The organism is Mesorhizobium sp. BE184, assembly GCF_031457045.1.
Taxonomy (GTDB): Bacteria; Pseudomonadota; Alphaproteobacteria; order Rhizobiales; family Rhizobiaceae; genus Mesorhizobium.
This window is the reverse complement of sequence record NZ_JAVDVU010000002.1, coordinates 1033779-1060287: the sequence shown is the minus strand read 5'-3', so window position 1 is coordinate 1060287 and position 26509 is coordinate 1033779. Positions and strand designations below refer to the sequence as shown.

Genomic DNA, 26509 nt, shown 5'->3' with positions numbered 1-26509 from the left:
GATGAAATTTTCGTAATCTGGTCGCACGGGGATCGCGCAAATGGAGCCTTTCGGCCCCTCACGCCCTGTTTCGCCTGGTTACGGGCCTTGTTCTTGACGAAAAGAATCATCATATTTCGCCACAGGCATGCTGGAGCCCCGCCAGCGGCGCCTGGGTTCTCGAACCCGACACCGGACGGGGCAGAGCAAAGAGGAATCCCATGTCTGAATTCCGCAATTACCAAACGCGCGCCGCGCCTGTCGGCACCCAGGCCGATGCTGCCATCGACCAGGGCCTGCGCGCCTACATGATCCGTGTCTACAACCTGATGGGCATGGGCCTGGTCATCACCGGCCTCGCCGCGCTCGGCACAGTTATGCTGGCAACCACCAATGATCCGGCGTCCGCCGTCGCCACCATGGCCAATGGCCAGATGCTGACCTCCTTCGGTTACGCCATCTTCGCCTCGCCGCTGAAGTGGCTGGTGATCCTGGCCCCGCTCGGCGCGGTCATGTTCCTGTCGTTCCGCGTCCAGTCCATGAGCGTCTCGGCCGCGCAGACCACCTTCTGGATCTATGCCGGTCTGGTCGGCCTGTCGCTGTCGTCGATCTTCCTGATCTACACGACCGCGTCGATCGCGCAGACCTTCTTCGCCACCGCTGCCGGTTTCGGTGCGCTGTCGCTGTATGGCTACACCACCAAGCGTGACCTGACCGGCGTTGGCTCGTTCCTGATCATGGGCGTGTTCGGCCTGATCATCGCCATGATCATCAACATCTTCCTGCAGTCTTCGGCGCTGGGTTTCGCCATCTCGGCGATCGGCGTGCTGATCTTCGCCGGCCTCACCGCCTACGACACGCAGAAGATCAAGGAGATGTATTTCGAAGGCGACGACCAGTTGGTCGCAGGCCGCAAGTCGATCATGGGCGCGCTGACGCTCTACCTCGACTTCATCAACCTGTTCATGTTCATGCTGCAGTTCATGGGCGATCGCCGCTGATCTGCACGCTTCGCGAGCAATCATTGAACAGGAAGGGCGGCGCGAGCCGCCCTTTCTTTTGACCATGTCCGTATGGAGATGGCCCTTTTCTTTTGGGCCGGCCTTTGCTTCATAGGCAACGCAGACCAACCAAGTCCCATGCCATGAACCTCGGTACCATCCGGGCGGCCACCGCCGCCGACCTCGACCGCATCACCGAAATCTACGCCGACGCCGTGCTGAACGGCACCGCCACCTATGAACTGGAACCGCCGAGCCGCACCGAAATGGCAGCGCGCTTCGAAGCGCTGGCGGATGGCGGCTTTCCCTATCTCGTCGCCCAAGACGGCGAAGGCGGCGCGTTGCTCGGCTACGCCTATGCCGGACCGTTCCGGCCGCGCCCGGCCTACCGCTTCATCGTCGAGGATTCCGTCTATGTCGCTCCGGAGGCCAAGGGCCAAGGCATCGGCCGGCTGCTGATGGAGCGGTTGATAGAGGCTTCGCGGACGCTCGGCTTCCGCCAGATCGTCGCCGTCATCGGCGACGGCCACGCCGCCAGCGCCTCGGTGAGACTGCATGAGAAGCTCGGCTTCGTCCATTCGGGCAGACTGACCGGTTCCGGCTACAAGCACGGCCGCTGGCTGGACACCGTCTTCATGCAGTTGGAGATGAATGGCGGGGCGTCAGTGCCGCCGGATCCCGACTCGCTGCCGGAGCGGAATTTCAGGGGAGGCTAGCTTCCTTTTTCCCGTTCACGGAGGGCTATGGGATATGGCACGGCCTACCCCCACTCCGCCGCATGGCATATGCGATTGCCCGTATCTAACAGGAGAACAGGAGCTCAGGCTTCGACCAGCTTCAGCCTGCTGTCGAAGACGCCCAGCACCCGCGCCAGCTCGTGTCCGCGTTTGAGGATGCGCCCGCCGGCAGCGACAACGGAAAACGCCCCCTGACGCCTGGCGAGCTTCGGATCCTTGACGATCTGGAACAGCGGAACCTCGCTGGTGCGGCGGAAAACCGAGAATACCGCCCTGTCGGTCAGATGATCGATGGCGTAGTCACGCCATTCGTTTGCGGCGACCATGCGACCATAGAGCCTCAGGATCAGGTCCAGTTCGCGCCGCTCGAACGCGACAGGCATGTCGAGGCGTTCGCGTCTGGCCTCATGCAACGGGATCAGTATTGCGGATCCTTCCCCATCCTCCATCCCGCCGCCTTCCGTCATGCGCTGATCCCTCAGTGTTTCTGATCAAGGTTAGCTGACGTAAAAGTTGGCGCGTTCAGGGTACAATTGCAAGGCCGGAAGCGCACGGCCGGACAATTCTCCCCTTCCCGAAAGGTCCACTCACATTTGTGAAACATCTGTTGGAATTGGTGATGGCTCGCCACATTCCCGCCATTTTTTATCCGCGCTCCCGCCCCAATGTCCGAAGAATTTACCCCCGTTGCCTGAGACGGTTCGGTCCGGCACCGGCTCGTAAACCCCAAGCCCCCCGCCCACGGGTCAGAGTCGGATCGAACCAACCTCGGCTTTTCGTCTTGAAAAGTCAGGTGCGACGATCCCAAAATTAACCGGTGTCAGTTCATTTTGACGCCGGTTTTTTGTTGTCCGGATTTTATGGTTTCGCCACCGGATGTGTCGGCTCGCCAGGCTTGTAGGCTGCCGGCTTGCGGATAAAGGCGGCGCCGAGGATAGGCCCCGGCAAACCATCCTTGCCGACGGACTGCAAAAGCACGGCACAGCCCGCCTTCTTCGAGATTTCGCTGATCGGCAGTTCGTAGCGCTGCGCCTTGCCGTGCCACATGCCTGCGGTCTGGATACCGGTGACCGCGTTCCAGTAGGTCAGCTTTCTTCCGTCATTCTCGCCATGGGCGATGGTGACAGTCTGCGGTGGATCGAAAAACACGATGACGACATGGGCGCTGGCCGAAGACCCCGCCACCGCGTCGCCCGCGTCGATCATGACGCCGTCGCCGTCGCGACTGACCTTGATGCGGACCCGCATCCCTTCGCCCGCCTTCTCCAGCGCGGCAAGCGTCCCGCCAACGGCGCCGCGGTTGGCGCCGTTCACATGGGCGCGGCCGTTCACGACAGCCTGCGGCGTATAAACGGAGCGGCTGCGGAACGCGCGCATATACTCGTACTGCCGCTCGGTGTTCTCCTTGCGGCTCAGCGTGTCACGCCAGCCGAGATAGTCCCAGTAATCGACATGATAGGCCAGCGCGACGATGTCCTGCCGCGCCGCCAGTTCGCCGAACAGTTCGTCCGCAGGCGGACAGGAATTGCAGCCCTGGCTGGTGAACAGCTCGACCACGCCCAGCGGCTTGTCGCCTTCCTCGGCGCGGCTGCCGCCGGCAAGGGCAGCAATGGCGAACGCCAACGCCGCCGGCCGCAGGGACTTTCGAAGCGTCATAACCATTCCCGCTCGCCGGTGACGCCGGCTTCTTCCTTCTGATTGCCGAAATGTTTGGCAGAAGCCGGCCTCAACGGGAAGTCACGTTGCGGTGAAATTTTTTCCTCGCCCGACATGGACCGTACGATTGCAATCGGGCAGGCTGCATGCGGGGGCTGCAAGCTGGGCATTTCGCGCTATGTGGCAGATTTTCATGACGCCGGTCGATCTCTATTGCGAGCGGACCGGACCCGACCTTTGGTCGGAGCCGCTGAACGTGCTGACCAACCTCGCCTTCATCGCCGCCGGTCTGTGGGGCGTGCGCGAGGCGCGCAGGCGCGACACAGGCGCCTTCGCGGAAGTCCTGGCGTGGTGGGTGGTTGCGATCGGCATCGGCTCGGCGGTCTTCCATACCGTTGCCACCAACGGGACGGTCTGGGTCGATGTGCTGCCGATCGCCGGCTTCACTCTCGCCTACACGCTGTTCAACCTGCGCCGCTTTCTCGACATGAGCTGGCAGCAGTCGCTTGCCGTTTTCGTGCTGTTCTACGTGGCCGTTGGGCTTTTGACATGGGCCGTTCCGGACTGGCTTCGGCAGGCCTCGAACGGCACCACAGGTTATCTGCCGCCGTTCCTCGCGCTGGCCTTCTTCGGCGTCTGGGTGACGGCGACCGGAAATCGCGCCGGCTGGTACAATCTCGCCGGCTCCTGCATCTTCGTCGTCTCGGTCATCTGCCGCATGATCGATCCGCTGGTCTGCACCAGCTTTCCGTTGGGAACACACTTTCTCTGGCACATGCTGAACGGACTGATGCTCGGCGTGCTCCTGGCGGCAGCGGCGCGATACGGGGCGGCGCGAAAAGCCAGATAAGGGTGGCTCGAAATCGACGCTGCCTGCATCTCCCCGTCACTATACGGGGAGATGATGCCGGCACGCAGATGAGGGGCGGCGCAAAGCTTTGAAAGCTGGGTGCTATCCCTCATCCGGCCCGACGGGCCACCTTCTCCCCGTTCACGGGGAGAAGAAAAAGCGCAATGTCACGCCGCCAGATCACGCAGCACATATTGCAGGATGCCGCCATTCTTGAAGTAGTCGAGTTCGTCCAGCGTATCGATGCGGCACAGGATCGGAACCTGCTTCACCGTGCCGTCGCCATAGGTGATTTTGGCGGTCATCTTCTGCCGCGGCTTGATTGCCTCCAGACCATCGATCTCGACCAGTTCGTCGCCCTTGAGATTGAGCGTCGCCCAGGACGTGCCTTCCTCGAACACGAACGGGATGACGCCCATGCCGACCAGGTTGGAACGGTGGATGCGCTCGAACGACTGGGCGATGACCGCGCGGACGCCGAGCAGATTGGTGCCCTTGGCCGCCCAGTCGCGCGACGAGCCGTTGCCGTATTCGACGCCGGCGAAGATGACCAGCGGCACGCCTTCCTTGCGGTACTCCATCGCCGCATCGTAGATCGGCATCTCCTCCTTGGACGGATAGTGGATCGTGTAACCACCCTCCCTGCCGTTTTCCCCCAGCATGTGGTTGCGGATGCGGATGTTGGCGAAGGTGCCGCGCATCATCACCTCATGGTTGCCGCGGCGCGTGCCGTACTGGTTGAAGTCGGCGACGCCGACGCCATGGTCCATGAGATACTTGCCCGCCGGTGAAGCCGCCTTGATCGAGCCAGCCGGCGAGATGTGGTCGGTGGTGATCTTGTCGCCGAACAGGCCGAGCACGCGGGCGCCCCTGATGTCGCCGATCTTGCCGAAACCCTTGGTCATGCCGGCGAAATAGGGCGGGTTCTGCACATAGGTCGAATCGTCGTCCCAGGTGTAGGTCTGTCCGGTCGGCGCTTTCACCGTCTGCCAGTTCTCGTCGCCCTTGAAGACGTCGGCATATTTGCGGGCGAACAGCTCGCGCGTCACATTCTTTTCGATGAACTCCTGGATTTCCGCGCTGGTCGGCCAGATGTCCTTGAGCATCACCGGCTTGCCGTTGCGGTCCTCGCCGATCGGCTCGGTGGTCAGGTCCTTGGTGACCGTACCGGCAAGCGCGTGCGCCACCACCAACGGCGGCGAGGCGAGATAGTTCGCCTGCACGTCAGGCGAGACCCGGCCCTCGAAATTGCGGTTGCCCGAAAGCACGGCGGCGGCGATCAGGCCCTTCTCGTTGATGGTCCTCGAGATCGGTTCCGGCAGCGGGCCGGAATTGCCGATGCAGGTCGTGCAGCCGAAGCCGACCAGGTTGAAGCCGATCTGGTCGAGTTCCTTTTGCAGGCCTGACTTTTCAAGGTACTCGGCCACAACCTGCGAGCCGGGAGCGAGCGACGTCTTGACCCACGGCTTCTGTTTCAAGCCGAGCCGGTTGGCGTTGCGGGCCAAAAGACCGGCGCCGATCAGCACCGAGGGGTTGGACGTGTTGGTGCAGGAGGTGATGGCGGCGATGACGACATCGCCATGGCCGAGATCGTGGCCGGTGCCTTCCACCGCATAGCGCTTGTGGAGTTCGGCAGCCTTCTTGTACTCCGTCTCCATCGCCGCGGCGAAGCCAGCCGGAATGCCTTCCAGCGCGACGCGCCCTTCCGGACGCTTCGGGCCGGCCATCGACGGCACGACGCTGCCGAGATCCAGTTCCAGCATGTCGGTGAAGATAGGATCGGCAGAGGAATTGTCGCGCCACATCCCTTGCGCCTTGGAATAGGCTTCGACCAGCGCGATGCGGTTTTCCGAGCGGCCGGACATGTTGAGATAGCGGATTGTTTCGGCATCGACCGGGAAGAAGCCGCAGGTAGCGCCATATTCCGGCGCCATGTTGCCGATGGTGGCGCGGTCGGCCAGCGTCATGTTCGACAGGCCTGGGCCGAAGAACTCGACGAACTTGCCGACGACGCCCTTCTTGCGCAGCATCTGGGTGACGGTCAGCACCAGATCGGTGGCGGTGACGCCTTCCTTGAGCTTGCCGGTCAGGCGGAAGCCGATGACTTCGGGAAGGAGCATGGAGACGGGCTGGCCAAGCATGGCCGCTTCCGCCTCGATGCCGCCGACGCCCCAGCCGAGAACACCGAGGCCGTTGATCATCGTCGTGTGCGAATCGGTGCCGACGCAGGTGTCCGGATAGGCGGTCGTTTCGCCATCCTCATTGTTGGTCCACACCACCTGGCCGAGATATTCAAGGTTGACCTGGTGGCAGATTCCGGTGCCGGGCGGCACAACGCGGAAGTTGCGGAACGCCTGCTGGCCCCATTTGAGGAACTTGTAGCGCTCTTCGTTGCGCTCATATTCCAGCTCGACATTGCGGGCGAAGGCCATCGGCGTGCCGAACTCGTCGACGATGACGGAGTGGTCGATGACCAGATCGACCGGCACCAGCGGGTTGATCTTCTGCGGATCGCCGCCGAGCGACGCGAGGCCGTCGCGCATGGCGGCAAGATCGACCACCGCCGGAACGCCGGTGAAGTCCTGCATAAGCACCCGGGCCGGGCGATAGGCGATCTCGACGCCAGCGGTGCCCTTGTCAGTCAGCCAGCCAGCCACCGCCTGGATCGATTCCTTGGTGACGGAACGGCCATCTTCGTTGCGCAGGAGATTTTCCAGCAGAACCTTCATTGAATAAGGCAGCTGGGCGATGCCTGTGAGGCCGTTCTTCTCGGCCTCGGTCAGGTCGTAATAGACATAATCCGCCCCGCCCGCGGTCAGGGTACGGCGGCAATTGAAACTATCGAGAGATTTGGACACGGAATGACCCCATCTGGTCTGTTGCCTTCGAGGGAACGGACTCCGATGGGCATGCGATCACGCGCAAAGGTGCGGGTACGGCCATTTCCGCTGTCCGCTCCCGGACGCCCGGCCATTTCTGGTCGTGCGCCGGTCCGGCACAATAAAGGTTGCCTTCCCCGACCGCTGGGGTTGGTATGCCGCATATAGAGAAATTTCTGGAATAGTTCTAGACGGGTTTTGGCAAAATTGCTGTGTCGGGCAAATGCGGCGCCTGGACTTTCGGCGAAAGGGTGGAAATGCGGCTTGTCGCCGAAGATCTCAGCGGGGAACGCGGCGGCGAACCGGTCTTTTCCGAGATCGGGTTCGCGCTCGAAAGCGGCCAGGCCCTGGCCGTCACAGGCCCTAACGGATCCGGCAAGTCGACGTTGCTGCGCGTCCTGTGTGGCCTTCTGCCCGCATCAAACGGAAACGTCCGGCTGGAAGGCGGCGGCGATGCCTTTCCGACGCCGGCGGCCGCTTGCCACTATCTCGGCCATCATAACGCGATGAAGCCGGCCCTGACCGTACGGGAAAATCTGGACTTCTGGCAGCGATTCGCCAGAGAGAGTGACGGGGTTCTTTCCGGACAGGCCGCCGCGCTTTCAGTGATGGAGGCGCTGGCGGCTGTCGGCCTTGACGCGATCCCGCATCTGCCCTTCGGCTACCTCTCCACCGGCCAGCGCCGCCGCGTCGCCATCGCCAGGCTGCTGGTGTCGTTTCGCCCGATCTGGCTGCTCGACGAACCGACCGCCGGGCTCGACAAGGCATCCGAGGTGCGCTTCGCCGGCCTGATGAAAGCGCATTGCTCCGCCGGCGGCATCGTTGTCGCGGCGACGCATTCGCCGCTGGGACTGGAAGAAGCGGGCCAGCTGAGGATGGGAGCGTCTTCACCTTCCCCCCAAGAGGCAGGGTAATGCTAGCCCTCTTCCGCCGCGACCTTCGGCTGGGTTTCCGCGCTGGCGGCGGGGCGCTCACCGGCGTCATCTTCTTCCTCGCCGTCATCGTCACCATTCCGTTCGGCGTCGGCCCGGACCTCAATCTGCTCGCCCGCATCGGCCCGGCGATCCTGTGGATCGGCGCACTGCTCGCCTCGCTGCTCGGCCTCGACCGGCTGTTCCAGGCCGACCGCGAGGACGGCTCGCTCGATCTTCTGGTGCTGGAAAGCGACCGCCACATGCTGGCGCTGACCGTGCTGGTGAAATGCCTGGCGCACTGGACGGCGACCGCCCTGCCGCTGGTGATCGCCGCCCCCCTGCTCGGCCTGTTCATGAACATGACGCCGGCCGGGATCGGCGCCACGGCCCTCACCCTGCTGGTCGGCACCCCGGCCATAGCCTTCATCGGCGCGGCGGGGGCGGCGGTCGCGGTGGCGCTGCCGCGCGGCGGCCTGCTGATCTCGGTGCTGGTGCTGCCGCTGACCATCCCGGTGCTGATCTTCGGCGTCTTGGCCAGCTATGGCGCAGTAAACGATCCGGACCCCTTCCTGCAGCCTTTCCTCATTCTTGCCGCGCTGACGCTGTTTCTTGCGGTCATCGGCCCGGTCGCAGCCGCGGTCGCGCTCAAACATGGAACGGATTGATTGATCACGATCGGTTCAGACCGCAGCCATGCGCGCCCATGCCCGATTGCACGGTTTCTGAGGCGCCGCTAAGGAAAAGCATGTTTCTGGAGAAGAACCGGCCATGAGCACGCACGCGCTCTACGTCACCGCCGCTTATGCTATCACCGCCGTGGTGCTGGCAGGGCTGATCGGCTGGATTCTGCTCGACCAACGGGCACGCAAGCGCGAGCTGGCGGAGTTGGAAGCGGCCGGCATCCGACGCCGTTCGGACAAGCCGTCGAAGCAGCCGGCAAAGTCATGACCGGCCAACCAGCCGAAGGCCGGGAAGCGCCGGCAACCATGGAAACCGGCGCGTCGCATCGGCCGCGCTTGATCCTGCTGCTGCCGCTGGCGATTTTCCTGGGGTTGGCCGGCCTGTTCCTGGCGCAGCTCCTGTCCGGGCGCGACATCGCCGAAGTGCCCTCGGCGCTCATCGGCCAGTCAGCGCCTGAGACCAGCCTGCCGGCGTTGGCGGGAACCGATCTGCCGGGCCTCGACTCCAAGGCCTTTGCCGGCAAGGTGACGCTGGTGAATGTTTTCGGCTCGTGGTGCGTGCCGTGCCGCGACGAGCATCCCGTCCTGCTCGCCCTTTCACGGGACAAGCGCTACGTCATGGCCGCGCTGAACTACAAGGACAGGCCGGAAAACGCCCGCCGCTTCCTCGGCGAGCTCGGCAATCCTTTTGCAATGATCGGGGTGGATGAGGCCGGACGGGCGGCGATCGACTGGGGTGTCTATGGCGTGCCGGAAACCTTCGTCATCGGCAAGGATGGAAAGATCGCCTACAAACATGTCGGGCCGCTGACGCCCGAATCGGCGCGGACCCTGCTGCTGCCCGAGGTGGAAAAGGCTCTGGCCGGGTCGCAATGACACCACAAGCCATCCGCGCGCAGCAGATTCGCAACCATTTTGTCCGCCAGGCGCAAGGGTGCGACGCGCTGGGTTCTCCTTTCACGGCCACGCTTTGCCGCGCCTTCGCCGCTACGCTCGATCTGACGACGCGGACGGGCACGGCGGTGCTGTCCTGGCCAACTGACGCCGCCGCCGATGCATTGTCGCTCCGCCTGTGCGGGGCGCTTCATGCCTTGATGCTGAGCGAAACCGAGGACGCATTGGCCAGGCTCTATCCGCCACATCGGCTAGAGGAAGCAGAGATGATCACGCGGTTGCCGGCTATCGTCGAGCGCTTCGACGAAAGGCTCCTCGCTGGACTCGACCATGCGCCGCAGACGAACGAGGTGGCCCGCTCGGCCATGCTGCTGCCCGGCTTCACCGCCATTGCGCGCGAAACAGGATTGCCCATCGACCTGCATGAGATTGGCGCCAGCGCTGGCCTGAACCTTTTGTTCGACCGCTTTTGCTACCGTTATGCCGACACCGCGTGGGGCGAAGACAGTGCGACAGTACGGCTGGCGCCGGAGGTCAGAGGCTTGGCGCCGCCGTTGGATGGGGAAATCCGGATCGTCGGCCGGCAGGGCTGCGACATCGCACCGATCGACATCGCCGATCCCGCCGCCCGGTTGCGGCTGCGGTCCTATATCTGGGCCGATCAGGCGCAGCGACTCGCACGGCTCGATGCCGCGCTGGCGATCGCCGATGCCTCGCCACCGCGCGTGGCGCGGCAGGATGCTGCATTGTTTTTGGAGAAAGGCGTGGCCGGCGCACGATCAAGTTCGGTCTTCGCGCTCTATCACTCGATCATGTGGCAGTATCTGCCTGGAGCCACGAAAACTGCTGTGGAAAAGATTATCGAAGCATTTGGCCGTACGGCAACGCCGCAAAGGCCCGTCGCCTGGCTCCGCATGGAACCGCTGACAGTCAGCGATCCTTTCGCGACCTTGTCTATGACGCTATGGCCCGGGGGCCGCACCCGCCATCTGGCGCGGTGCGACTACCACGGACGCTGGATCGAATGGCTGGCCTGAACAGGCTCAGCCGTAGATCTGACGGCGGATCTGGTAGATCATCTCGGAACGGCTGGCGCGCATGTCGGCCAGGTCGCGGTCGGTCAGGCCGGAAATCTCGTTGATGAGCTGGTTGTAGCGACGGCGCTTGGCGATTGAATCGCGGGCGCGGGACACGATGGTGTCGAACATTGTGGAACTCCTTCAGTATGCCGCACGAGGCAGCGAATTTGTTCCTCCCTCTCGGCTTCCACCATGACATAGGAATTGTGCAGCGCAATAAAAGATGCCGCAACGCAGCATTGCGCTATGCGCATGGCCGGTTAACGCGTCGTTACGAAGTCCGCGAACCGTGTCAGCGCCGACCGTATCGCCTGCCTGTGCTCCAACTCGGCCAACACCGCTTCCATCTCCGGTGGTTTCTTGCCGAGCAGCGGCACCTCAAGTTCCAGGCCGTCATAAAGATCAAACGACATGGTGCGCATGATCTCCGCCAGCGCCGCACGGGCAAAGTGCGAACGCTGCGAGGCGTGCACCAGCATTGCGGGCTTCCCGACCGCGGCTTCATGGGAGACCAGCCAGTCCAGCGCATTCTTCAGGCCACCCGGCACGCCGTGGGCATATTCCGGACAGGAGACGATGACGCCGTCGGCGCGCGCCACTGCTTCAACCAGCGCTGCCACCACGTTGGGAAGCCGCTGCTCCTCGTCTGGATTGAAGATCGGCAAAAGGCCGAGATCGCCGTAAATCGTCACCCCGAGGCCGTTCGGCGCATCGCGCGCCAGGGCACGGACAAGCGCCGAATTGGTCGAGACGGCCCTGAGGCTTCCCGAAATGGCAAGAAAATCCGGCATGGTGCGGCTCGCGGCGAATCCTTGCCCGCGAACCTAACATGGAGCGCATCGCCCCTTGGCCCAAATGCTACGTCTTCTTCTGGTCCTCGACGGAATGGCGCATGATCAGCGGCATCTGGCTCAGCGTGAAAAGCACCGTCATCGGAATGGTCGCCCAGACCTTGAAGGCGACCCAGAAATCGGTGGAGAAGGAACGCCACACCACCTCGTTGATGACGGCCAGGACCAGGAAGAACACGCCCCAGCGCAACGTCAGCTTGCGCCAGCCCTCCGCGTCGAGATGGAAGGCCTCGTCGAAGACGTAGCCGAGCAGCGACTTGCCGAAGAAAAGCCCGCCGAGCAGCGTCGCGCCGAACAGCGTGTTGACGATGGTCGGCTTCATCTTGATGAAGATGTCGTCCTGCAGGTAGAGCGTCAGTGCACCGAAGATCAGCACGACGATGCCCGAAACCAACGGCATGATCGGCAGCCGCCGCATCAGCGCCCAGGAAACTGCCAGCGCAATCGCTGTCGCCGCCATGAACAGGCCGGTGGCGATGAAGATCGGGCCGCCGAAATCGGTCAGCACCGGGAATTTCTCGGCCAGCCACGCGCCGCGCGTGTTGGCGAAGAAGAAGACCATCAGCGGTCCCAGCTCCAGCACCATCTTCAGCACCGGGTTGACGGTCTCCTTCCGCGCTTTCTGCGGGTCGGAGGGGTCGCGTTCGAGGATGGGAGCGTTCATGATTTCCCTCTGGTGGAGAACCGCCACATTCCTTCGACGTCGGGCGAATGCATCGTCATCACGCCACCCCCGCGATCGCCCTGGCGAACTCGCCGGCTGAAAACGGCTCCAGATCGTCGACCTGTTCGCCGACGCCGATGAAATACACCGGCAGCTTATGCTTGGCGGCGATGGCGACAAGAATGCCGCCGCGGGCCGTGCCGTCCAGCTTGGTCATCACCAGTCCGTTGACCCCGGCGACGTTGCGGAAAATCTCGACCTGGTTGAGCGCGTTCTGGCCTGTCGTTGCATCGACCGTTTGCAGCACCGTGTGAGGCGCTTCCGGATCGAGCTTGCCGAGCACGCGCACGATCTTTTCCAGCTCGGCCATCAGTTCGGTCTTGTTCTGCAGCCGCCCTGCCGTGTCGATGATCAGCACGTCGGAGCCGGCCTCTTTTGCCTTCTCGAACGCATCATAGGCAAGCCCGGCCGCGTCGGCCCCGAGCTTGCTCGCAATCACCGGAGAATTGGTCCGCTCGCCCCAGATCTTCAGCTGTTCGATCGCCGCGGCGCGGAACGTGTCGCCCGCCGCCAGCATCACCGAAAGCCCGCCATCGGTCAGTTTCGCCGCCAGCTTGCCGATCGTGGTGGTCTTGCCGGTGCCATTGACGCCGACGACAAGGATGACATGCGGTTTGTGGCTGAGATCGAGTTCCAGCGGCAATGCCACCGGCGCCAGCACCTTCTCCACCTCCGCCGCCATCACCGCGCGCACCTCGGCGTCCGAAACATCCTTGCCGTAGCGGCTGACGGCGAGCGAATCCGTCACCCGCAGCGCTGTCTCGACGCCGAGGTCGGCGCGGATCAGTACGTCCTCCAGATCCTGCAGCGTCTCTTCATCAAGCTTGCGCTTGGTGAAGACGCCGGCGATGTTGCCGGTCAGTTCCCGCGACGACCGCGCCAGCCCCTCGCGCATGCGCTGGAACCATGACGGGCGCGGCACGGATGTTGGCGCCGCCGCCAGGGGCTCGGCCTTCTGCTCGACCTTTTTGGCGACCGTGACCTTGCCGGGCGCCGGCTTCTCAACAAGGGTCCTGGCGACAGTCGGGGACGGTTCAGCCGCCAGCTCTGGCGCTATGTCGGAAAGAACCGGCTGCGCCTCCACAGGCGGCGGCTCGCGCCAGGGCGGCGGGATTTCAGCCGAAGGTGGAGCGGCCTCTGCGGCTTCGCGCTGATCCTCGTCGCGCAAGGACGGCGTCTTCGCGTCGGCCTCCGGCGCGATCTCATCCAGCATCGGCTGGCTCGCGACCAATGATGGCCGGGGCGGGATGTCCGCAGGTGCCGGCTGCGACTCGACCGGAATTTCAACCGGCCTCGCCGGAGGCTTTTCCTCGGGTAAGACCGGAGGAATTTCGACCGGCTGCTCCGGTATTATCGGCAGGGCCGGTACTTTCTGAGGAGATGTAGGGACCGCGGGCCTTTCGGGTGCCGGTTCCGGCGCTGGCGGCGGCGGAACCTCTGGCGGTGGCTCTGGCACTTCCGGCCTGGACGGTTTGACTTCGGGCGTTGCGGGTTCGGCAAGAGCCTCTTGCGGCGCCGGAACGGGCGTTTCGCGTACTGGCCCAACCGGTGGTGCGGCCTCTGGCTGCGGCGCGGGAGCCGGTGGGGCTTCTGTGGGCGGCTGGACCGGTTCTTCCACAGGCTCGGACGGCACGTCTGGCGTCTGCTCGTCGCGTTTCAGGAATTCCGGAACCGCTTGTTCGGCTGCCGGCTTCAGCGCCTGCAGCGCATCGAAATTGATCGGCGGCAGAGGCGCATCCTCGGCCGGCCTTTCCTCGACGACCTCCTTCTTGCCGAAGGAGAAGATTTTCTTGAAGAATCCTGCCATGCGCTCCGCTCTGTCAGGCCGCGCGCGCGGCAAGCGGCGCAGCAGTCAGGCGCGCGCCATCATGGCCGGTGACCATGGCCGCGACGATGTCGCCCGGCCCGCCGGTACGAATCGCCGCCAGCGTGAAGCCCTCGGTGCGGCCCAGCCCGTCGCGCTCGATCAGGATGGATTGCGATGTACCGGCCATCGAATCGAGATGTCGGCGATAGGCGGCCTCGCCGGCCTCGCGCAGCCGGGCCGCGCGGCGCTTGACCGTCTCGCGCCGCACCTGCGGCATCCGCGCCGCCGGCGTCCCCTCGCGCGGTGAAAAAGGGAAGACATGCAGATGCGTCAGCCCGCATTCCTCGACGATGCCAAGCGAGTTCTCGAACATCGCCTCGGTTTCGGTCGGGAAGCCGGCAATGATATCGGCCCCGAACACGATGCCGGGACGCAACTTGCGCACATCCTCGCAGAAACGGATCGACTGATCGCGCAGATGCCGCCGCTTCATCCGCTTCAGGATCATGTCGTCGCCCGACTGCAGCGACAGGTGCAGATGCGGCATCAGCCGCTTTTCCGTTGCGATGGCGTCAAGCAGATCGTCGTCAGCCTCGATTGAATCGATGGAGGACAGCCGTAGCCGCTTCACGTCCGCCACCTCGCGCAGGATCGTCTTGACTAGACGCCCAAGTTTCGGCGCGCCGGGCAGGTCGGCGCCGTAGCTGGTCATGTCGACGCCTGACAGTACGATTTCGGCGTAGCCGGTGCCGGCCAGCCGCTTGATCTGCTCCACCACCGCGCCCATCGGCACAGAGCGCGAATTGCCGCGCCCGTAGGGGATGATGCAGAAGGTGCAGCGGTGGTCGCAACCATTCTGGACCTGGACGAAGGCGCGCGCGCGGCCCTCGATGGCGTCGACCATGTGGCCCGCCGTCTCGCGCACCGAGAAAATATCGTTGACCCGCGCCTTTTCGGCATCGTTGACGCCGAAATCGGGCAGCGCCCGGTAGGAATGCGCCTTCAGCTTCTCCTCATTGCCCAGTACGAGGTCGACCTCGTCCATGGCGGTGAAGCTGCCGGGCTCGGTCTGCGCCGCGCAGCCGGTGACGATGATGCGCGCCTGCGGATTCTCGCGCCGCGCCTTGCGGATAGCCTGCCTGGCCTGCCGTACCGCCTCGCCGGTGACGGCGCAGGTGTTGAAGATGACCGCGCCGCCCTTCAGCGCGCCGAGGCCCGCCGTTTCAGCCTCGCGCCGCATCACCTCCGACTCGTAGGTGTTGAGCCGGCAGCCGAAGGTGACGATGTCGATTCCCTTGGCAATATCTGACATCAGGCCGCGCTCTCGGTGTCGCGCTGCCAGTTCCCGGTCGTCGGATCGAACGTGCCGGAAAATTCCCATTCCGCCGCGCCGGTCAGAACGACATGGTCGTCTTCGCGCCACTCGACCTGCAATTGCCCGCCCGGCGCCTGCAGGGTGACGCTGCGGCCCGTCCGCCTGGTGCGCGCGGCGGCAACCGCGGCCGCGCAGGCGGCGGAGCCGCAGGCCTTGGTGAGACCGGCGCCCCGCTCCCAGGTGCGGATGATCATCGTTTCGGGCGAAGTGACCTGCGCGATGGTGATGTTGGCGCGCTCGGGAAAGATCGGATGGTTTTCGAGCAGCGGTCCGAACCGGTCGAGATCGTAGGACCAGACGTCGCGGTCGACCCAGAATATGGCGTGCGGATTGCCCATCGAAACCGCCGACGGCGAATGCAGCACCGGCGCATCGATCGGGCCGATCTGCAGTTCGATCATGCGCGTGTCGCGAAATTCCTCGGCCAGCGGGATTTCCTGCCAGCCGAAGCGCGGCGTACCCATATCGACCGAGATGAGGCCTCCTTTATGCTGTGTCGCATTGAGGATGCCGGCTATCGTTTCGAAGGTGAACACGCTCTGCCCGGTTTCAGCCGCCAGCGCCTGCACGACGCAGCGCATGCCGTTGCCGCAGGCCTGCGCGCCGGAGCCGTCGGAATTCAATATATCGACGAAATAGGCGGTTCCGGGCGTCCGCGCGTCATGGATAGCCATGATCTGGTCGAAGCGCGTGGCGGGGTCGGCGTTCAGCGCGATGGCGGCGGCCGGCGTGACGCGGTCCGCGCGGCCACGCATATCGGCAACGATGATCTCGTTGCCGATGCCGTTCATCTTGGCGAAGGGGGCCGTGGCTGCCATTGCTGCGGTCGCCATTTGCAAGTCATTCAGGTCCGTTTGGCGCTATATGGCGGAAACGGCCCGCAATTACCAGTGCGACGGCAGCCCGGCCTCAGGTGATCGCGAATACGCCAAGCACGATGAGCAGGAACACGACCAGCGCGATGCCGATCAGGATGCGCGCTCCGGTGGCGGCGGCGCCGGCAAGCGCCGGCATGCCGAGCAGGCTGGCAGCGGCGGCGACGATGAGAAGAATGATGATCCATTTGATCATGGCTATGCCCTCGATAATCGAAGCTTTCGGAAACGTGTCCATAACGCGCCGAGCGTTTCCGGGTTCCGGCAGACGATGCACGATTCCGGCGGACCGGCGCGGGCCAAAGCAGCCGCTTTCCTGCATCGGCCCGCAGCGGCTGCGGCAAAACTGCAACATTTCCGGGCGCACACCCTATTTTAACCATATGCGGTTGAAATTCTGCCATCTTCGCCAATTTGGTGGAGATGCATTTTTCAGACGGCGCCCCTTTTTCGGGGCAGCGGAGGTTGCCATGACATTTTCAAGATTCGGACTGCTGGCCTTGTCCGTGGCCGCGCTTGCCGCGAGCGGTTGCTCGAGCACGCGGTTCTCGTCGATGGATTCGGCCCAGCCCGCACCGCTGGAAGCGGCCCCTGCCGGCACCGTATCGAGCAACCAGTTGCCGCCGCCTGCTGCGCCCAATCCGTCGCAGTTCCCCACGGCACCCGCCAACACCCAGGTAGCATCCCTGCCGCCGGACGGCGGCGCAGCCGGAGCCAACGCGCCCGACATCACCGCCTCGAACGTCGCCGGCGTATGGAACGCCAGCGTTTCAGGCCAGACCTGCCGTGTGGCGACGCCGCAGACCAAGTTCGGCGCCGGCTACCGCGCCGGTCCGCTCCACTGCCCGGCGCCCATCGACGGCATAAAATCGTGGAACGTCGCCGGCAAGCAGCTCACCCTCTACGATCAGAATGGCGGCACGCTGGCCCGCCTCTATTCTTCGGGTCCGGAAAAATTCGACGGGCAGACTTCCAGCGGACAGCCGATCTCGCTTACAAGATAGGCAGCCTCGAACCATCCCGTGAAGTGACGAATGCATCTGCGTGACGGCCTTGAAACCCATGCGACCGTCAGGCAGCGCTACGACCATCTCGTCCAGGCAGGACAGATAGAGCGCGACGCCGCGCAGGAACGCGTCGCCGCCCGCCTCGACAGGCTGATCAACGAGATTTGCGAGAAGCGGCTGGCGCACAAATCCAGCGCGCTCGGCTGGCTGTTCGCCAGGAAGCGGCCGGTGCGTGAGCCCGTCAAGGGACTCTATATTCATGGCGGCGTCGGCCGCGGCAAGACCATGCTGATGGATATGTTTCATGAGCTGGTGCCGGTTCGGCGCAAGCGCCGGGTGCATTTCAACGACTTCATGGCCGATGCCCACGACCGCATCCAGAAGCACCGGCAGGCGCGCAAGGATGGAACCGTCAAGGAGGACGATCCGATACCTCCCGTAGCACGAGCGCTGGCCGAAGAGGCGTGGGTGCTGTGCTTCGACGAATTCAGCGTCACCGATATCGCCGACGCGATGATCCTGTCACGTCTGTTCTCGGCGCTTTTCGCCGCTGGCGTGGTGCTGGTCGCCACCTCGAACGTAGCGCCGGAGAACCTCTACCGCGATGGCCTCAACCGCCAGCTCTTCCTGCCGTTCATCAAGCTGCTGGAGCGCAACGCGGAGGTCCTGACGCTGGAGTCCGACAAGGACTACCGAATGGAAAAGCTGAACCGCATGCCAGTCTATGTCGTGCCGGCCGACGCGGACGCCGACGAGGCGCTGGATCGCGCCTGGGAAGCCGCCACGGACGGCGCGCCGGTGCAAGAAGCGGTGTTGATGGTGAAGGGCCGGCAGGTCGTCGTGCCCCGCGCCGCCGGTGAGTCCGCCCGCTTCAGCTTCGCCGATCTGTGCGAAAAGCCGCTCGGCGCGCGCGATTACCTCGCCATCGCCCAGCGTTTCTCGACCATCTTCATCGACCATGTGCCGGTGCTCGACCCGACGCTGCGCAACCCGACCAAGCGCTTCATCCTGCTGATCGATACGCTCTACGACACCCGTAAGCGCCTTGTGGTCAGCGCCGATGCGCCGCCTGCCGGACTCTATGCCGGGCGGCCGGGCATCACCGAGGCCTTCGAATTCGACCGCACCGCCTCGCGGCTGATCGAGATGCAGAGCAGGGAATGGCTCGAGGAATGGACGCGCCGGCACCAGCCGTCCGCCGAACCGGCTCCTGCGCAGGCACAGCTTCCGCAAGCCGCAAAATAAAAGGCGCCCCGAAAGAGGCGCCTCAATGAATCGCGGAAGGACAGGATTGAAGCGGAGAAAATCCCCGCTTCCGTCCCATATCCTGCTCTTACTCGGCGGTGGCTGCGGCCGGCTCTTCAGCCGGTGCTTCCGCCGGGGCGGCTGCTGCGGCGGCGGCAGCGGCTGCGGCATCGTCCTGTGCCTTCTTGAGCAGCGCAGCGCGCTCCTGCGCCTTCTTGCCCGGCTCGGCCTTGTTCGGGTTCGAGCGAGCTTCGCGCTTGGAAATGCCGGCTTCGTCGAGGAAGCGGAGCACGCGGTCGGTCGGCAGCGCGCCGTGGCTCAGCCAATGCTTGACGCGGTCGGCGTCGATCTTGACGCGTTCGCCGTCCTTGGGCAGCAGCGGGTTCCAGGCGCCGATCGCTTCGACAAAGCGGCCGTCGCGCGGCGAGCGCACGTCGGCGACGACGATGTGGTAGTAGGGACGCTTCTTCGAGCCCGCACGGGCCAGTCTGATCTTCAGTGCCATTTTTTCTCCTAAAGCTCTGATCGGTTGATTGCGTTGCGGCTGAAACTCAGCCGGTGTGGGTGGCGCCGTTTTCCGCGGCGTCATCGTTCGCGCCGTTGCTGGAAGCGGCGATCTGTTCGTGATGGCGGATGACTTCGCGGACGACGAAGTTCAGGAACTTCTCGGCGAAATCCGGATCGAGTTGCGCATCCTTGGCAAGCCGGCGCAGGCGTTCGATCTGTTGCGCCTCCCGGCTGGGATCGGCCGGCGGCAGGCCGTGCTCGGCCTTGAGCACGCCGACCGCCTTGGTGCAGCGGAACCGCTCGGCCAGCATATGGATCAGCGCCGCATCGATATTGTCGATCGAGGCGCGATAGTTGGCCAGTATCTTGCGCGCCTGTGCGGTATCGTCTTCTTCGTTCATGACGCTCACTTCTTCTTGCCCAGCCCCGGCAGCCCGCCCGGCCCGCCCAAGCCAGGAAGTCCACCCGGAAGCTTCATGCCGCCCGGCAGGCCCGGCAATCCGCCGCCGCCCATTCCGGGCAGGCCTTTCGGCAAGCCGCCGCCGAGACCGGCGGCTTGCGCCTGCTTCTGCAAGGCTTCGATCTGCTTGGGGTCCATCTTCGACAGATCGGGCATTCCGCCCATTCCGGGCATCATGCCGCCCAGCCCCATTTTCGAGGCCAGTCCGCCCATCATGCCGCGCATGAGGCCGCCGCCTTTGCCTTTGCCGCCCATCGCCTTCATCATGTCGGCCATGCCGCGATGCATCTTGAGCAGCTTGTTGATCTCGGCCGCATCTGTGCCGGAGCCGGCGGCGATGCGCTTCTTACGGCTGTGCTTGAGGAGGTCGGGGTTGGCCCGTTCCTTCTTGGTCATCGACGAGATGATGGCGAGCTGACGGCCGAACATCTTGTCGTCGAGACCGGCTGCCGCCATCTGGTCCTTCATCTTGCCCATGCCGGGCATCATGCCCATGATGCCGCCCATGCCGCCCATCTTCGACATCTGCTGAAGCTGCGCAGCAAGGTCGTTCAGATCGAACTTGCCCGACTGCATCTTCTTGGCCATCGCCGCCGCTTGCTCGGCGTCGATGTTTTCTGCGGCCTTCTCGACCAGCGAGACGATGTCGCCCATGCCGAGGATGCGATCGGCGATGCGCTTGGGGTGGAACTCCTCCAGCGCATCCATCTTTTCGCCGGTGCCGATCAGCTTGATCGGCTTGCCGGTGACGGCGCGCATCGACAGCGCCGCGCCGCCGCGGCCGTCGCCGTCCATGCGGGTCAGCACCAGACCGGTGATGCCGACGCGGTCGTCGAAGCTCTTGGCGAGGTTCACGGCGTCCTGACCGGTCAGCGAATCCGCGACCAGCAGGATCTCGTGCGGCGCGGAGACCTTGCGGATATCCGCCATCTCCGCCATCAGCGGCTCGTCGATATGGGTGCGGCCGGCGGTATCAAGGATGACGACGTCGTGGCCGCCGAGCTTCGCCGCCTGCACCGCGCGCCGGGCGATATCGACCGGCGTCTGGCCGGTGACGATCGGCAGCGTCGCGACCTTCACCTGTTCGCCGAGCTGGCGCAGCTGCTCCTGCGCGGCGGGACGCCGCGTGTCGAGCGAGGCCATCAGCACCTTCTTGCCCTGGCGCTCTGTCAGCCGCCTGGCGATCTTGGCCGTCGTCGTCGTCTTGCCGGAGCCCTGCAAGCCGACCATCATCACGACGACCGGCGCCGGTGCGTTCAAATCGATGGCGACGCCCTCGGCGCCGAGCATGTCGATCAGCTCGTCATGGACGATCTTGACGACCATCTGGCCGGGCTTGATCGATTTCAGCACCGCCGCGCCGACGGCCTTCTCGCGCACCTTGTCGGTGAACGAGCGCACCACTTCCAGCGCCACGTCGGCTTCCAGCAGAGCGCGCCGAACTTCGCGCAGAGCTGCCGAGACATCCGCCTCGTTGAGCGCACCGCGGCCGGTCAGGCCGTTCAGGATGGAGCCAAGGCGCTCCTGAAGCGATTCAAACATTCTTTTCCCTTTTCTCGAGCATCCGCATGATGCCGAGAGGTAGTGCATGCGCGCTGCTCGTCCAAGCCAAGCCGCCGGGCAATAGCCCAAAACCAGAAAGCACCCGGGGGCGCACAGCGCTGCCGGGTGTTGGCCTCCGGGATCGATCTGCAGCCGCTTCTCAGGGAAGGGCCGTTCGTCCCGGTCGGTTTCGCGAAAGATCGTCGTCGCGGAATTCGCGCGTGTAGACAGGAAAAGCGCCCGAGAGTCAAGGCGCGGGCTCGATGCCTGACCGACCCTGTCACCCTTCCAAGCTTCCTTGCAAATGAAAAGGCCCGCCGAAGCGGGCCTTTCCGATTGCCGTGTAGCGCTTTTTTACTGCGCGGGTGCCGGCTGGGCAGGCGGCGTCTGCGGCTGCATTGCCGGAGGCTCCGCCGGAGCGGGCGCCGGGGCTGGTTCAGCAGGTGCCGGCGCGGGAGCCGGGGCCGGTTCAGCAGGTGCCGGAGCAGGCGTTGCCGGAGCGGCAGGTGCGGGAGCCGGAGTGGACTCGCTTGCTGCCGGCGGTTCAGCCGGAGGCGCCTCGGGTCCGGTGCGGCCGAACACGTAATACGCAATGATGGCAAGAACGATCACGACCAGTGCGATCAGCCATCCACTACCGCCGCCGCGCGGCGCGGGTGGATCGATACGGGGATCGGTCGATCCCGGTGTCGGATTCAGCGGATCGGTGGGGGGGATGTTGGCCATGTGCAGTCCTCCTTGGATGAAAAAGGCATCAATCAACAGCGATCAACGCACGAAGCGCGATCAGGTTTCAATTTGGGTACGGAAAACGCCTAAACAACGACAAATGCGACATCAAAGGCTGCCGAATCACATCAGGTGCAGCCTATTGCACGGAAATAACGCTAAACCCGGCCTTCCGGAAGTCTTCTACCAGACCTTCCGGCCCAGGCAAATGTAGCGCGCCGACCGCCATGAAGACATTCCCCTTGGCCAGTATCGGTTCCGCCCGCTCGGCCATGACCTTGTTGCGGCTGGTGACCATTGTCTCCTCGAAGGCGGCATAACCGGCCGAGTCCTTCGCCTCGTCGGGCAGTACGGCGCGGAACAGCGGCCATATCATGCCGATCTCGCCGCGCTGGTAGAGCGCGATCATGGTTTCCGAGAGATCGTCGGCCTTGTCGCCCAGCTTGAGCGTATCGACCAGGCCCTTCATGTGCAGATCCATCGGCAGCGACGTCATCGCCCGCAGCTGGTCGGCCACGGTTTCCAGCCCTTCGAGGTCCTTGCCGGCGGCCTTGGCGTCATTGGCCAGCTTGATGTCCAGCACCGGCGCGCCGCCGGACTTGCGCGCCATTTCGCAGGCCGGCAGTGCCACCATGGCCGTGAGCATCCACGGCTTCATCTTGGCGACGCTCGCTGGCGGAATGCCGCGCGCATCCAGCGCCTTGTTCATCGCTTCGGCGTCCTGCGGCGACAAAAGCGAGGCAAGCGTCGTCGAATCCGTGAACATCATCAGGCCCGGCTCCTTGGTGATGGCAGCCATCATCTTGCTCTGGTCGAGCACGTCCGTCGTCTCGATCACCACCGTATCGGCGGCATCAAAGGCCTGCTTCGCCGCCGGGGTCAGGGTGACGACGCGCGGATCGGTCATATGCATGGTGCCGAACAGCCAGGACGGTTTCTGGCCGGGCTTCTCCAGCTTCCACAGCAGGCCCGTGCCGTTCGGCGTCTTCGCCGCCTCGGCTTCGATTCGCGCATAGGCGGCCGGATCATCCTTTCGCAGGGCCACGGTCATGTCCTTGCCGCTGCAGGTGACGCCCTCGGCCCGCGCCTTGCCGGCGACAAGCAACATCACCGCCAGGAACGACAGGAAGAACAGCAGATTGAGAGCGGCGAGCAGCTTTAACCCCAGCGGGGCGAGACGGTCGGCGGTGGTGAAAACGCGGGTCATCCGCCGGTTCTAGGCGCAAAAAACGGCGAAACGGTTAATCGGTCCGGCAAAATTGTCGCCACCCGCGAGGACCGCCATCCGGGCCTTCAGGCGCGCGGATGCGCCGCCTCGTAGACTTCCAGCAGTCGGGCGGTGTCGACGCCGGTATAAATCTGGGTCGTCGACAGGCTGGCGTGGCCGAGCAGTTCCTGGATGGTGCGCAGATCGCCGCCGCGCCCGAGCAGATGCGTGGCGAAAGAGTGGCGCAAAGCATGCGGAGTCGCCGTTTTCGGCAGGTTCAGCGCCGAGCGCAGCCGTACCATTTCCCGCTGCACGATGGCCGGATTGAGCGGGCCGCCCCGCGCACCGCGAAACAGAAGCCCCTGCGGGTCGAGATGATACGGGCAAAGCCGGCGATACTCCGCCACCGCCTGCATGGCGACCGGCAGCACCGGCACCAGTCGTGTCTTCCCACCTTTGCCGGTGATCCGCAGCACCCTGTCATCCGCCGAAGCCAGTTCGCCGCCGGTCAGGCCGAGCGCCTCGGAGATGCGCAGGCCTGAGCCGTAGAGCAGCATCAGCACTGCCGAGTTGCGGGCGGCGATCCATGGCTCCTCGGCCAGTTGTTCGCCCGCCGACACGACACGCTTCGCGTCGGCGGCGGTCAGCGGCTTGGGCAGCGATTTCGGCTGCTTCGGAGCCCTGAGCGCTGCCGCGCCGGCGGCGTTGGCCAGTCCGCGCCGTTCAAGGAAGCGCAGCAGCGAGCGCACCCCGGCCAGTCCACGCCCCAGCGTCCGCGCGCCGGCGCCGCCACTACGGCGTGCCGCCAGATAGGCGCGCAAATCCGCCGGCCGCAGATTGGCGATGTCGGCGAGGCCCGGCGAGCCGCCGCAATGGCCGGTCAGGAACTGCAGGAACTGACGCGTGTCACGCTCGTAGGCCTCGACGGTGAGCGCCGACAGGCGACGCTCGCGCGCCAGCATCTTCAGCCAGCTTTCGCGCGCAGCCTGGAGGTCCGGCCTCGCTGGGATGAGAAATTCCTGCATCGCCTCGTTCCGCTTGTCGCGCGCATGGTGCCGTGCCGAGGTTAGGAACCCGTGAAGAGGCGCGATTGAAATGCCGGCGCTCAAAGTCTAGGACACGGACGGACAGAGGAACGCTCGATGCCCAAGCTGCAAAATCCAATCCAGATGGCCGTGATCGGCGCTGCCCACGGCATCAAGGGCGAGCTCCGCGTGAAGACCTTCACCGCCGATCCGCTGGCGCTGGGCGATTACGGCCCGCTTTATACCAGGGATGGCCGGGCTTTCGAGATCGCCGCGATCCGGCCCGCCAAGGATGTCGTCGTCGTGCGCTTCAGGAATGTTGCGGACCGCAACGCCGCCGAGGCGCTGACCGGCACCGAACTGTTCGTCGACCGTTCCGTGCTGCCGGCGGCGGATGACGACGAGTTCTACCATGCCGACCTGGCCGGCCTCGCGGTGAAAGACGGCGACGGTGCCGTGCTCGGCAAAATCGTCGCGGTGCAGAATTTCGGCGGCGGCGACATTCTCGAAGTGACCCTTGGCGGCCGCAAGGGCGTGCTGATCCCCTTTTCGAAGGCGGCCGTGCCTGACGTCTCGATTTCCGGTGGTTTCGTCACCATTGATCCGATCGCGGCAGGGCTGGTGGAGGATGGCGACGATGAGCCGGACGGAAACGGCGGACCGGATGGCGAAGACTTCAGCCCCAACCACCGACCCCGCGGCCCGCGCGACGCCGGAGGCAACCGGTGAGCTTTTCCGCCTCGGTGCTGACCCTCTATCCGGAGATGTTTCCCGGCGCGCTTGGCCTGTCGCTTGCCGGGCGGGCGCTGGAGGCTGGCACCTGGCGTCTTGAGGCGATCCAGATTCGCGACTTCGCCCATGACCGTCATCGCACCGTCGACGACACGCCGGCCGGCGGCGGCGCCGGTATGGTGATGCGCGCCGACGTCCTGGCCGAGGCCCTCGACCACACCGCGCCGGACGGCGACCCCCGCCCTCGCCTGCTGATGAGCCCGCGCGGCAGGCCGCTGACGCAGGCAAGGGTGAGAGCGCTTGCCGCCGGTCCAGGCGTCGTCATCCTGTGCGGACGCTTCGAAGGCGTCGACCAGCGCGTCATCGACGCGCGCAATCTGGAGGAAGTCTCTGTCGGCGACTACATCCTGTCCGGCGGCGAACCGGCGGCGCTTGCGCTGCTCGACGCGGTGGTGAGGCTTTTACCCGGCGTCATGGGCAATGAGAAATCCGGCGACGAGGAGAGTTTCGAGAACGGCTTGCTCGAACACCCGCACTATACGCGGCCGCAGGAATTCGAAGGCCGGCCGATCCCGGACGTGCTGACATCCGGCAACCATGGAAAAATCGCCAAATGGCGCCGCGCCGAGGCGGAGAAACTGACCGCCGAGCGGCGGCCGGATTTGCTGGCGAAGCTCAGCCGGTGACGAAATAATAAACCGCCAGCAGTAGCCCTACGGCGATGACCACGGCCCGCATGGCGCTCTGCGGAACCCGCTTGGCCACCCAAACGCCGCTCCAGCCGCCGATGGCGACGGCGGGGATCATGACGATGGCCTCCGGCCAGGCAACGACGCCACCCAGGACGAAAATGACGATGGCGACCGCGGCGATCACCATCGCCAGCATGTTCTTGAGCGCATTCAGCCGATGATAGTCGCCGCTCTGCGACAGGCCGAGCGTCGCCAGCATCATCACCCCCATGCCGGCGCCGAAAAAGCCGCCATAGATGGCCGTGAAGAACTGCATGATCCAGCCGAAAAAAGAACCGACCGGTGCTTCCTGTCCGGGTTTCGGCTTCGGCTTGAGATATGGCCCGGCGGCGAACAGCGCAGTCGCGGCGATCAGCAGCCACGGCACCAGCGCCCGGAAGGAGGGGTTGTCGAGCGCCAGAAGGATGCGCGCGCCGACGAAGGCGCCCACCATGGAGACTGCGCACAGGGCGAGCGCGCCGCGCCAGAAACGCTTGATGTCCGCCCAGTAGGCGAGCGTCGAGGTCACGTAGCCGGGGAACTGGGTGATCGATGACGTCGCGTTGGCTACGACCGGCGGGATGCCGACAAGGGTCAGCGCGCCAAAGGACAGGAAGGTGCCACCGCCGGCGACAGCGTTGATCATGCCGGTCAGCAGGCCTGCGACGAACAAGAGGGCGATTGTCGTGAAGGTCAAGGCAGCGCGTTCCCCATTTCAGTGCCCTGATTAGAAAGGTCGGTACGCAGAGACAAGCCGCAATGGCCAACTTTCACAGGTCCAGCAGCCACGCATTCGAGGCCGAGGTCCTCGGCAAGGCCCATTTCCAGTCCTCATCAAGCGATCAGTTTGGGCGTGACAAGGCCCGGAAATAGATGTATGTGCCCGCCCGAACCGGAAGATAACTTTCCGGGTCCCGTCAACGATGACGGTGTAGTCGCCCCTGCCGGATGTTTGGCCAAAACCTGACAAATGGCATAGCCGAGCGGTCCCCGATCCGGGAAGACTGCAAGGCGAGCGCCGGG

28 protein-coding genes are annotated in these 26509 nt (G+C 64.6%); 12 read left to right on the top strand and 16 right to left on the bottom strand.

The window, feature by feature from the left end:
* Window positions 1–200 precede the first annotated feature (200 nt).
* Window positions 201–980, top strand: coding sequence for a Bax inhibitor-1/YccA family protein (locus J2X35_RS13215; protein ID WP_056112920.1), 780 nt, complete (start codon window positions 201–203; stop codon window positions 978–980).
* A 143-nt stretch (window positions 981–1123) separates the two neighbouring features.
* Window positions 1124–1696 (top strand): N-acetyltransferase family protein, encoded by a 573-nt coding sequence (locus tag J2X35_RS13210; RefSeq protein WP_310185989.1) that lies wholly within the window; start codon window positions 1124–1126, stop codon window positions 1694–1696.
* Between the two features lie 104 nt (window positions 1697–1800).
* On the opposite strand, the gene J2X35_RS13205 is transcribed toward J2X35_RS13210, so the two are convergent.
* A complete protein-coding gene (locus J2X35_RS13205; protein WP_056112925.1) occupies window positions 1801–2184 on the bottom strand; it encodes a DUF2794 domain-containing protein in 384 nt (127 codons plus the stop codon).
* A gap of 391 nt (window positions 2185–2575) precedes the next feature.
* Window positions 2576–3379 carry a thioredoxin family protein gene (locus J2X35_RS13200; protein WP_056112929.1) on the bottom strand — a complete coding sequence of 268 codons (804 nt, stop codon included), beginning with the start codon at window positions 3377–3379 and terminating at the stop codon, window positions 2576–2578.
* 172 nt (window positions 3380–3551) lie between these two features.
* Here J2X35_RS13200 and J2X35_RS13195 point away from each other — a divergent pair, with 172 nt between their 5' ends.
* Complete coding sequence (locus tag J2X35_RS13195) at window positions 3552–4223, top strand: ceramidase domain-containing protein (protein WP_310185987.1); 672 nt, start codon at window positions 3552–3554, stop codon at window positions 4221–4223.
* A gap of 167 nt (window positions 4224–4390) precedes the next feature.
* On the opposite strand, the gene acnA is transcribed toward J2X35_RS13195, so the two are convergent.
* Complete coding sequence (acnA, locus tag J2X35_RS13190; RefSeq protein ID WP_310185986.1) at window positions 4391–7081, bottom strand: aconitate hydratase AcnA; 2691 nt, start codon at window positions 7079–7081, stop codon at window positions 4391–4393.
* 278 nt (window positions 7082–7359) lie between these two features.
* On the opposite strand from acnA, the gene ccmA reads away from it, so the two are divergent.
* The 5 genes from ccmA (at window position 7360) to J2X35_RS13165 (ending at window position 10627) form a co-directional block, all read left to right on the top strand.
* Window positions 7360–8016, top strand: coding sequence for a heme ABC exporter ATP-binding protein CcmA (gene ccmA / locus J2X35_RS13185; RefSeq protein WP_310185985.1), 657 nt, complete (start codon window positions 7360–7362; stop codon window positions 8014–8016).
* Window positions 8016–8681, top strand: coding sequence for a heme exporter protein CcmB (gene ccmB, locus J2X35_RS13180; protein ID WP_310185983.1), 666 nt, complete (start codon window positions 8016–8018; stop codon window positions 8679–8681). The genes ccmA and ccmB overlap by 1 nt, the downstream gene beginning before the upstream one ends.
* Window positions 8682–8784: 103 nt before the next feature.
* The gene (gene ccmD / locus J2X35_RS13175; protein ID WP_310185982.1) at window positions 8785–8964 is read left to right on the top strand and encodes a heme exporter protein CcmD; all 180 of its coding nucleotides are present in this window, start codon (window positions 8785–8787) and stop codon (window positions 8962–8964) included.
* A 38-nt stretch (window positions 8965–9002) separates the two neighbouring features.
* Complete coding sequence (locus J2X35_RS13170; protein ID WP_056116189.1) at window positions 9003–9572, top strand: DsbE family thiol:disulfide interchange protein; 570 nt, start codon at window positions 9003–9005, stop codon at window positions 9570–9572.
* Window positions 9569–10627, top strand: a complete 1059-nt coding sequence (locus J2X35_RS13165) for a DUF2332 family protein (RefSeq protein WP_310185981.1) — start codon at window positions 9569–9571, stop codon at window positions 10625–10627. Before J2X35_RS13170 ends, J2X35_RS13165 begins: the two co-directional genes overlap by 4 nt.
* 6 nt (window positions 10628–10633) lie before the next feature.
* On the opposite strand, the gene J2X35_RS13160 is transcribed toward J2X35_RS13165, so the two are convergent.
* The 7 genes from J2X35_RS13160 to J2X35_RS13130 all read right to left on the bottom strand — a co-directional run bounded on the left by J2X35_RS13160 (window position 10634) and on the right by J2X35_RS13130 (window position 16497).
* Window positions 10634–10798 carry a DUF1127 domain-containing protein gene (locus tag J2X35_RS13160; RefSeq protein ID WP_156459851.1) on the bottom strand — a complete coding sequence of 55 codons (165 nt, stop codon included), beginning with the start codon at window positions 10796–10798 and terminating at the stop codon, window positions 10634–10636.
* Window positions 10799–10929: 131 nt separating this feature from the next.
* Window positions 10930–11460 carry an NADPH-dependent FMN reductase gene (locus J2X35_RS13155; protein WP_310185979.1) on the bottom strand — a complete coding sequence of 177 codons (531 nt, stop codon included), beginning with the start codon at window positions 11458–11460 and terminating at the stop codon, window positions 10930–10932.
* Between the two features lie 67 nt (window positions 11461–11527).
* Window positions 11528–12184, bottom strand: a complete 657-nt coding sequence (locus J2X35_RS13150; RefSeq protein ID WP_056112953.1) for a septation protein A — start codon at window positions 12182–12184, stop codon at window positions 11528–11530.
* A gap of 58 nt (window positions 12185–12242) precedes the next feature.
* The gene (ftsY, locus tag J2X35_RS13145; RefSeq protein ID WP_310185976.1) at window positions 12243–14051 is read right to left on the bottom strand and encodes a signal recognition particle-docking protein FtsY; all 1809 of its coding nucleotides are present in this window, start codon (window positions 14049–14051) and stop codon (window positions 12243–12245) included.
* A gap of 13 nt (window positions 14052–14064) precedes the next feature.
* Window positions 14065–15363 (bottom strand): tRNA (N(6)-L-threonylcarbamoyladenosine(37)-C(2))-methylthiotransferase MtaB, encoded by a 1299-nt coding sequence (mtaB, locus tag J2X35_RS13140; protein ID WP_310185974.1) that lies wholly within the window; start codon window positions 15361–15363, stop codon window positions 14065–14067.
* Window positions 15363–16244 carry a diaminopimelate epimerase gene (gene dapF / locus J2X35_RS13135; protein ID WP_310185973.1) on the bottom strand — a complete coding sequence of 294 codons (882 nt, stop codon included), beginning with the start codon at window positions 16242–16244 and terminating at the stop codon, window positions 15363–15365. The genes mtaB and dapF overlap by 1 nt, the downstream gene beginning before the upstream one ends.
* Window positions 16245–16335: 91 nt before the next feature.
* On the bottom strand, window positions 16336–16497 hold the full coding sequence (locus J2X35_RS13130) for a DUF1328 family protein (RefSeq protein WP_082542571.1): 162 nt from the start codon (window positions 16495–16497) through the stop codon (window positions 16336–16338).
* Between the two features lie 274 nt (window positions 16498–16771).
* Between J2X35_RS13130 and J2X35_RS13125 the strand changes: the two genes are divergently transcribed.
* Window positions 16772–17305, top strand: a complete 534-nt coding sequence (locus tag J2X35_RS13125; RefSeq protein ID WP_056112968.1) for a protease inhibitor Inh/omp19 family protein — start codon at window positions 16772–16774, stop codon at window positions 17303–17305.
* 30 nt (window positions 17306–17335) lie between these two features.
* Window positions 17336–18553: a cell division protein ZapE gene (gene zapE / locus J2X35_RS13120; protein WP_310185971.1), complete on the top strand. Its 1218-nt coding sequence runs from the start codon at window positions 17336–17338 to the stop codon at window positions 18551–18553.
* Window positions 18554–18641: 88 nt separating this feature from the next.
* On the opposite strand, the gene rpsP is transcribed toward zapE, so the two are convergent.
* The 5 genes from rpsP to J2X35_RS13095 form a co-directional block, all read right to left on the bottom strand.
* The gene (gene rpsP, locus J2X35_RS13115) at window positions 18642–19058 is read right to left on the bottom strand and encodes a 30S ribosomal protein S16 (RefSeq protein WP_310185970.1); all 417 of its coding nucleotides are present in this window, start codon (window positions 19056–19058) and stop codon (window positions 18642–18644) included.
* A 46-nt stretch (window positions 19059–19104) separates the two neighbouring features.
* Window positions 19105–19461, bottom strand: a complete 357-nt coding sequence (locus J2X35_RS13110; RefSeq protein WP_310185968.1) for a chorismate mutase — start codon at window positions 19459–19461, stop codon at window positions 19105–19107.
* 5 nt (window positions 19462–19466) lie between these two features.
* Window positions 19467–21062, bottom strand: coding sequence for a signal recognition particle protein (ffh, locus tag J2X35_RS13105; RefSeq protein WP_310185967.1), 1596 nt, complete (start codon window positions 21060–21062; stop codon window positions 19467–19469).
* Window positions 21063–21930: 868 nt separating this feature from the next.
* Window positions 21931–22998, bottom strand: coding sequence for a TraB/GumN family protein (locus tag J2X35_RS13100; protein ID WP_310185965.1), 1068 nt, complete (start codon window positions 22996–22998; stop codon window positions 21931–21933).
* An 86-nt stretch (window positions 22999–23084) separates the two neighbouring features.
* Window positions 23085–24023, bottom strand: a complete 939-nt coding sequence (locus J2X35_RS13095) for a tyrosine recombinase XerC (RefSeq protein ID WP_310185963.1) — start codon at window positions 24021–24023, stop codon at window positions 23085–23087.
* 117 nt (window positions 24024–24140) lie between these two features.
* On the opposite strand from J2X35_RS13095, the gene rimM reads away from it, so the two are divergent.
* The gene (gene rimM, locus J2X35_RS13090) at window positions 24141–24752 is read left to right on the top strand and encodes a ribosome maturation factor RimM (RefSeq protein ID WP_310185961.1); all 612 of its coding nucleotides are present in this window, start codon (window positions 24141–24143) and stop codon (window positions 24750–24752) included.
* Entirely contained in the window at window positions 24749–25441 is a 693-nt protein-coding gene (trmD, locus tag J2X35_RS13085) for a tRNA (guanosine(37)-N1)-methyltransferase TrmD (protein WP_056112987.1), read from the top strand. The genes rimM and trmD overlap by 4 nt, the downstream gene beginning before the upstream one ends.
* Here the strand turns inward: trmD and J2X35_RS13080 are convergent.
* Window positions 25431–26183, bottom strand: coding sequence for a sulfite exporter TauE/SafE family protein (locus J2X35_RS13080; protein ID WP_056112991.1), 753 nt, complete (start codon window positions 26181–26183; stop codon window positions 25431–25433). The two genes, trmD and J2X35_RS13080, sit on opposite strands and share 11 nt — an antisense overlap.
* Window positions 26184–26509: the final 326 nt, after the last annotated feature.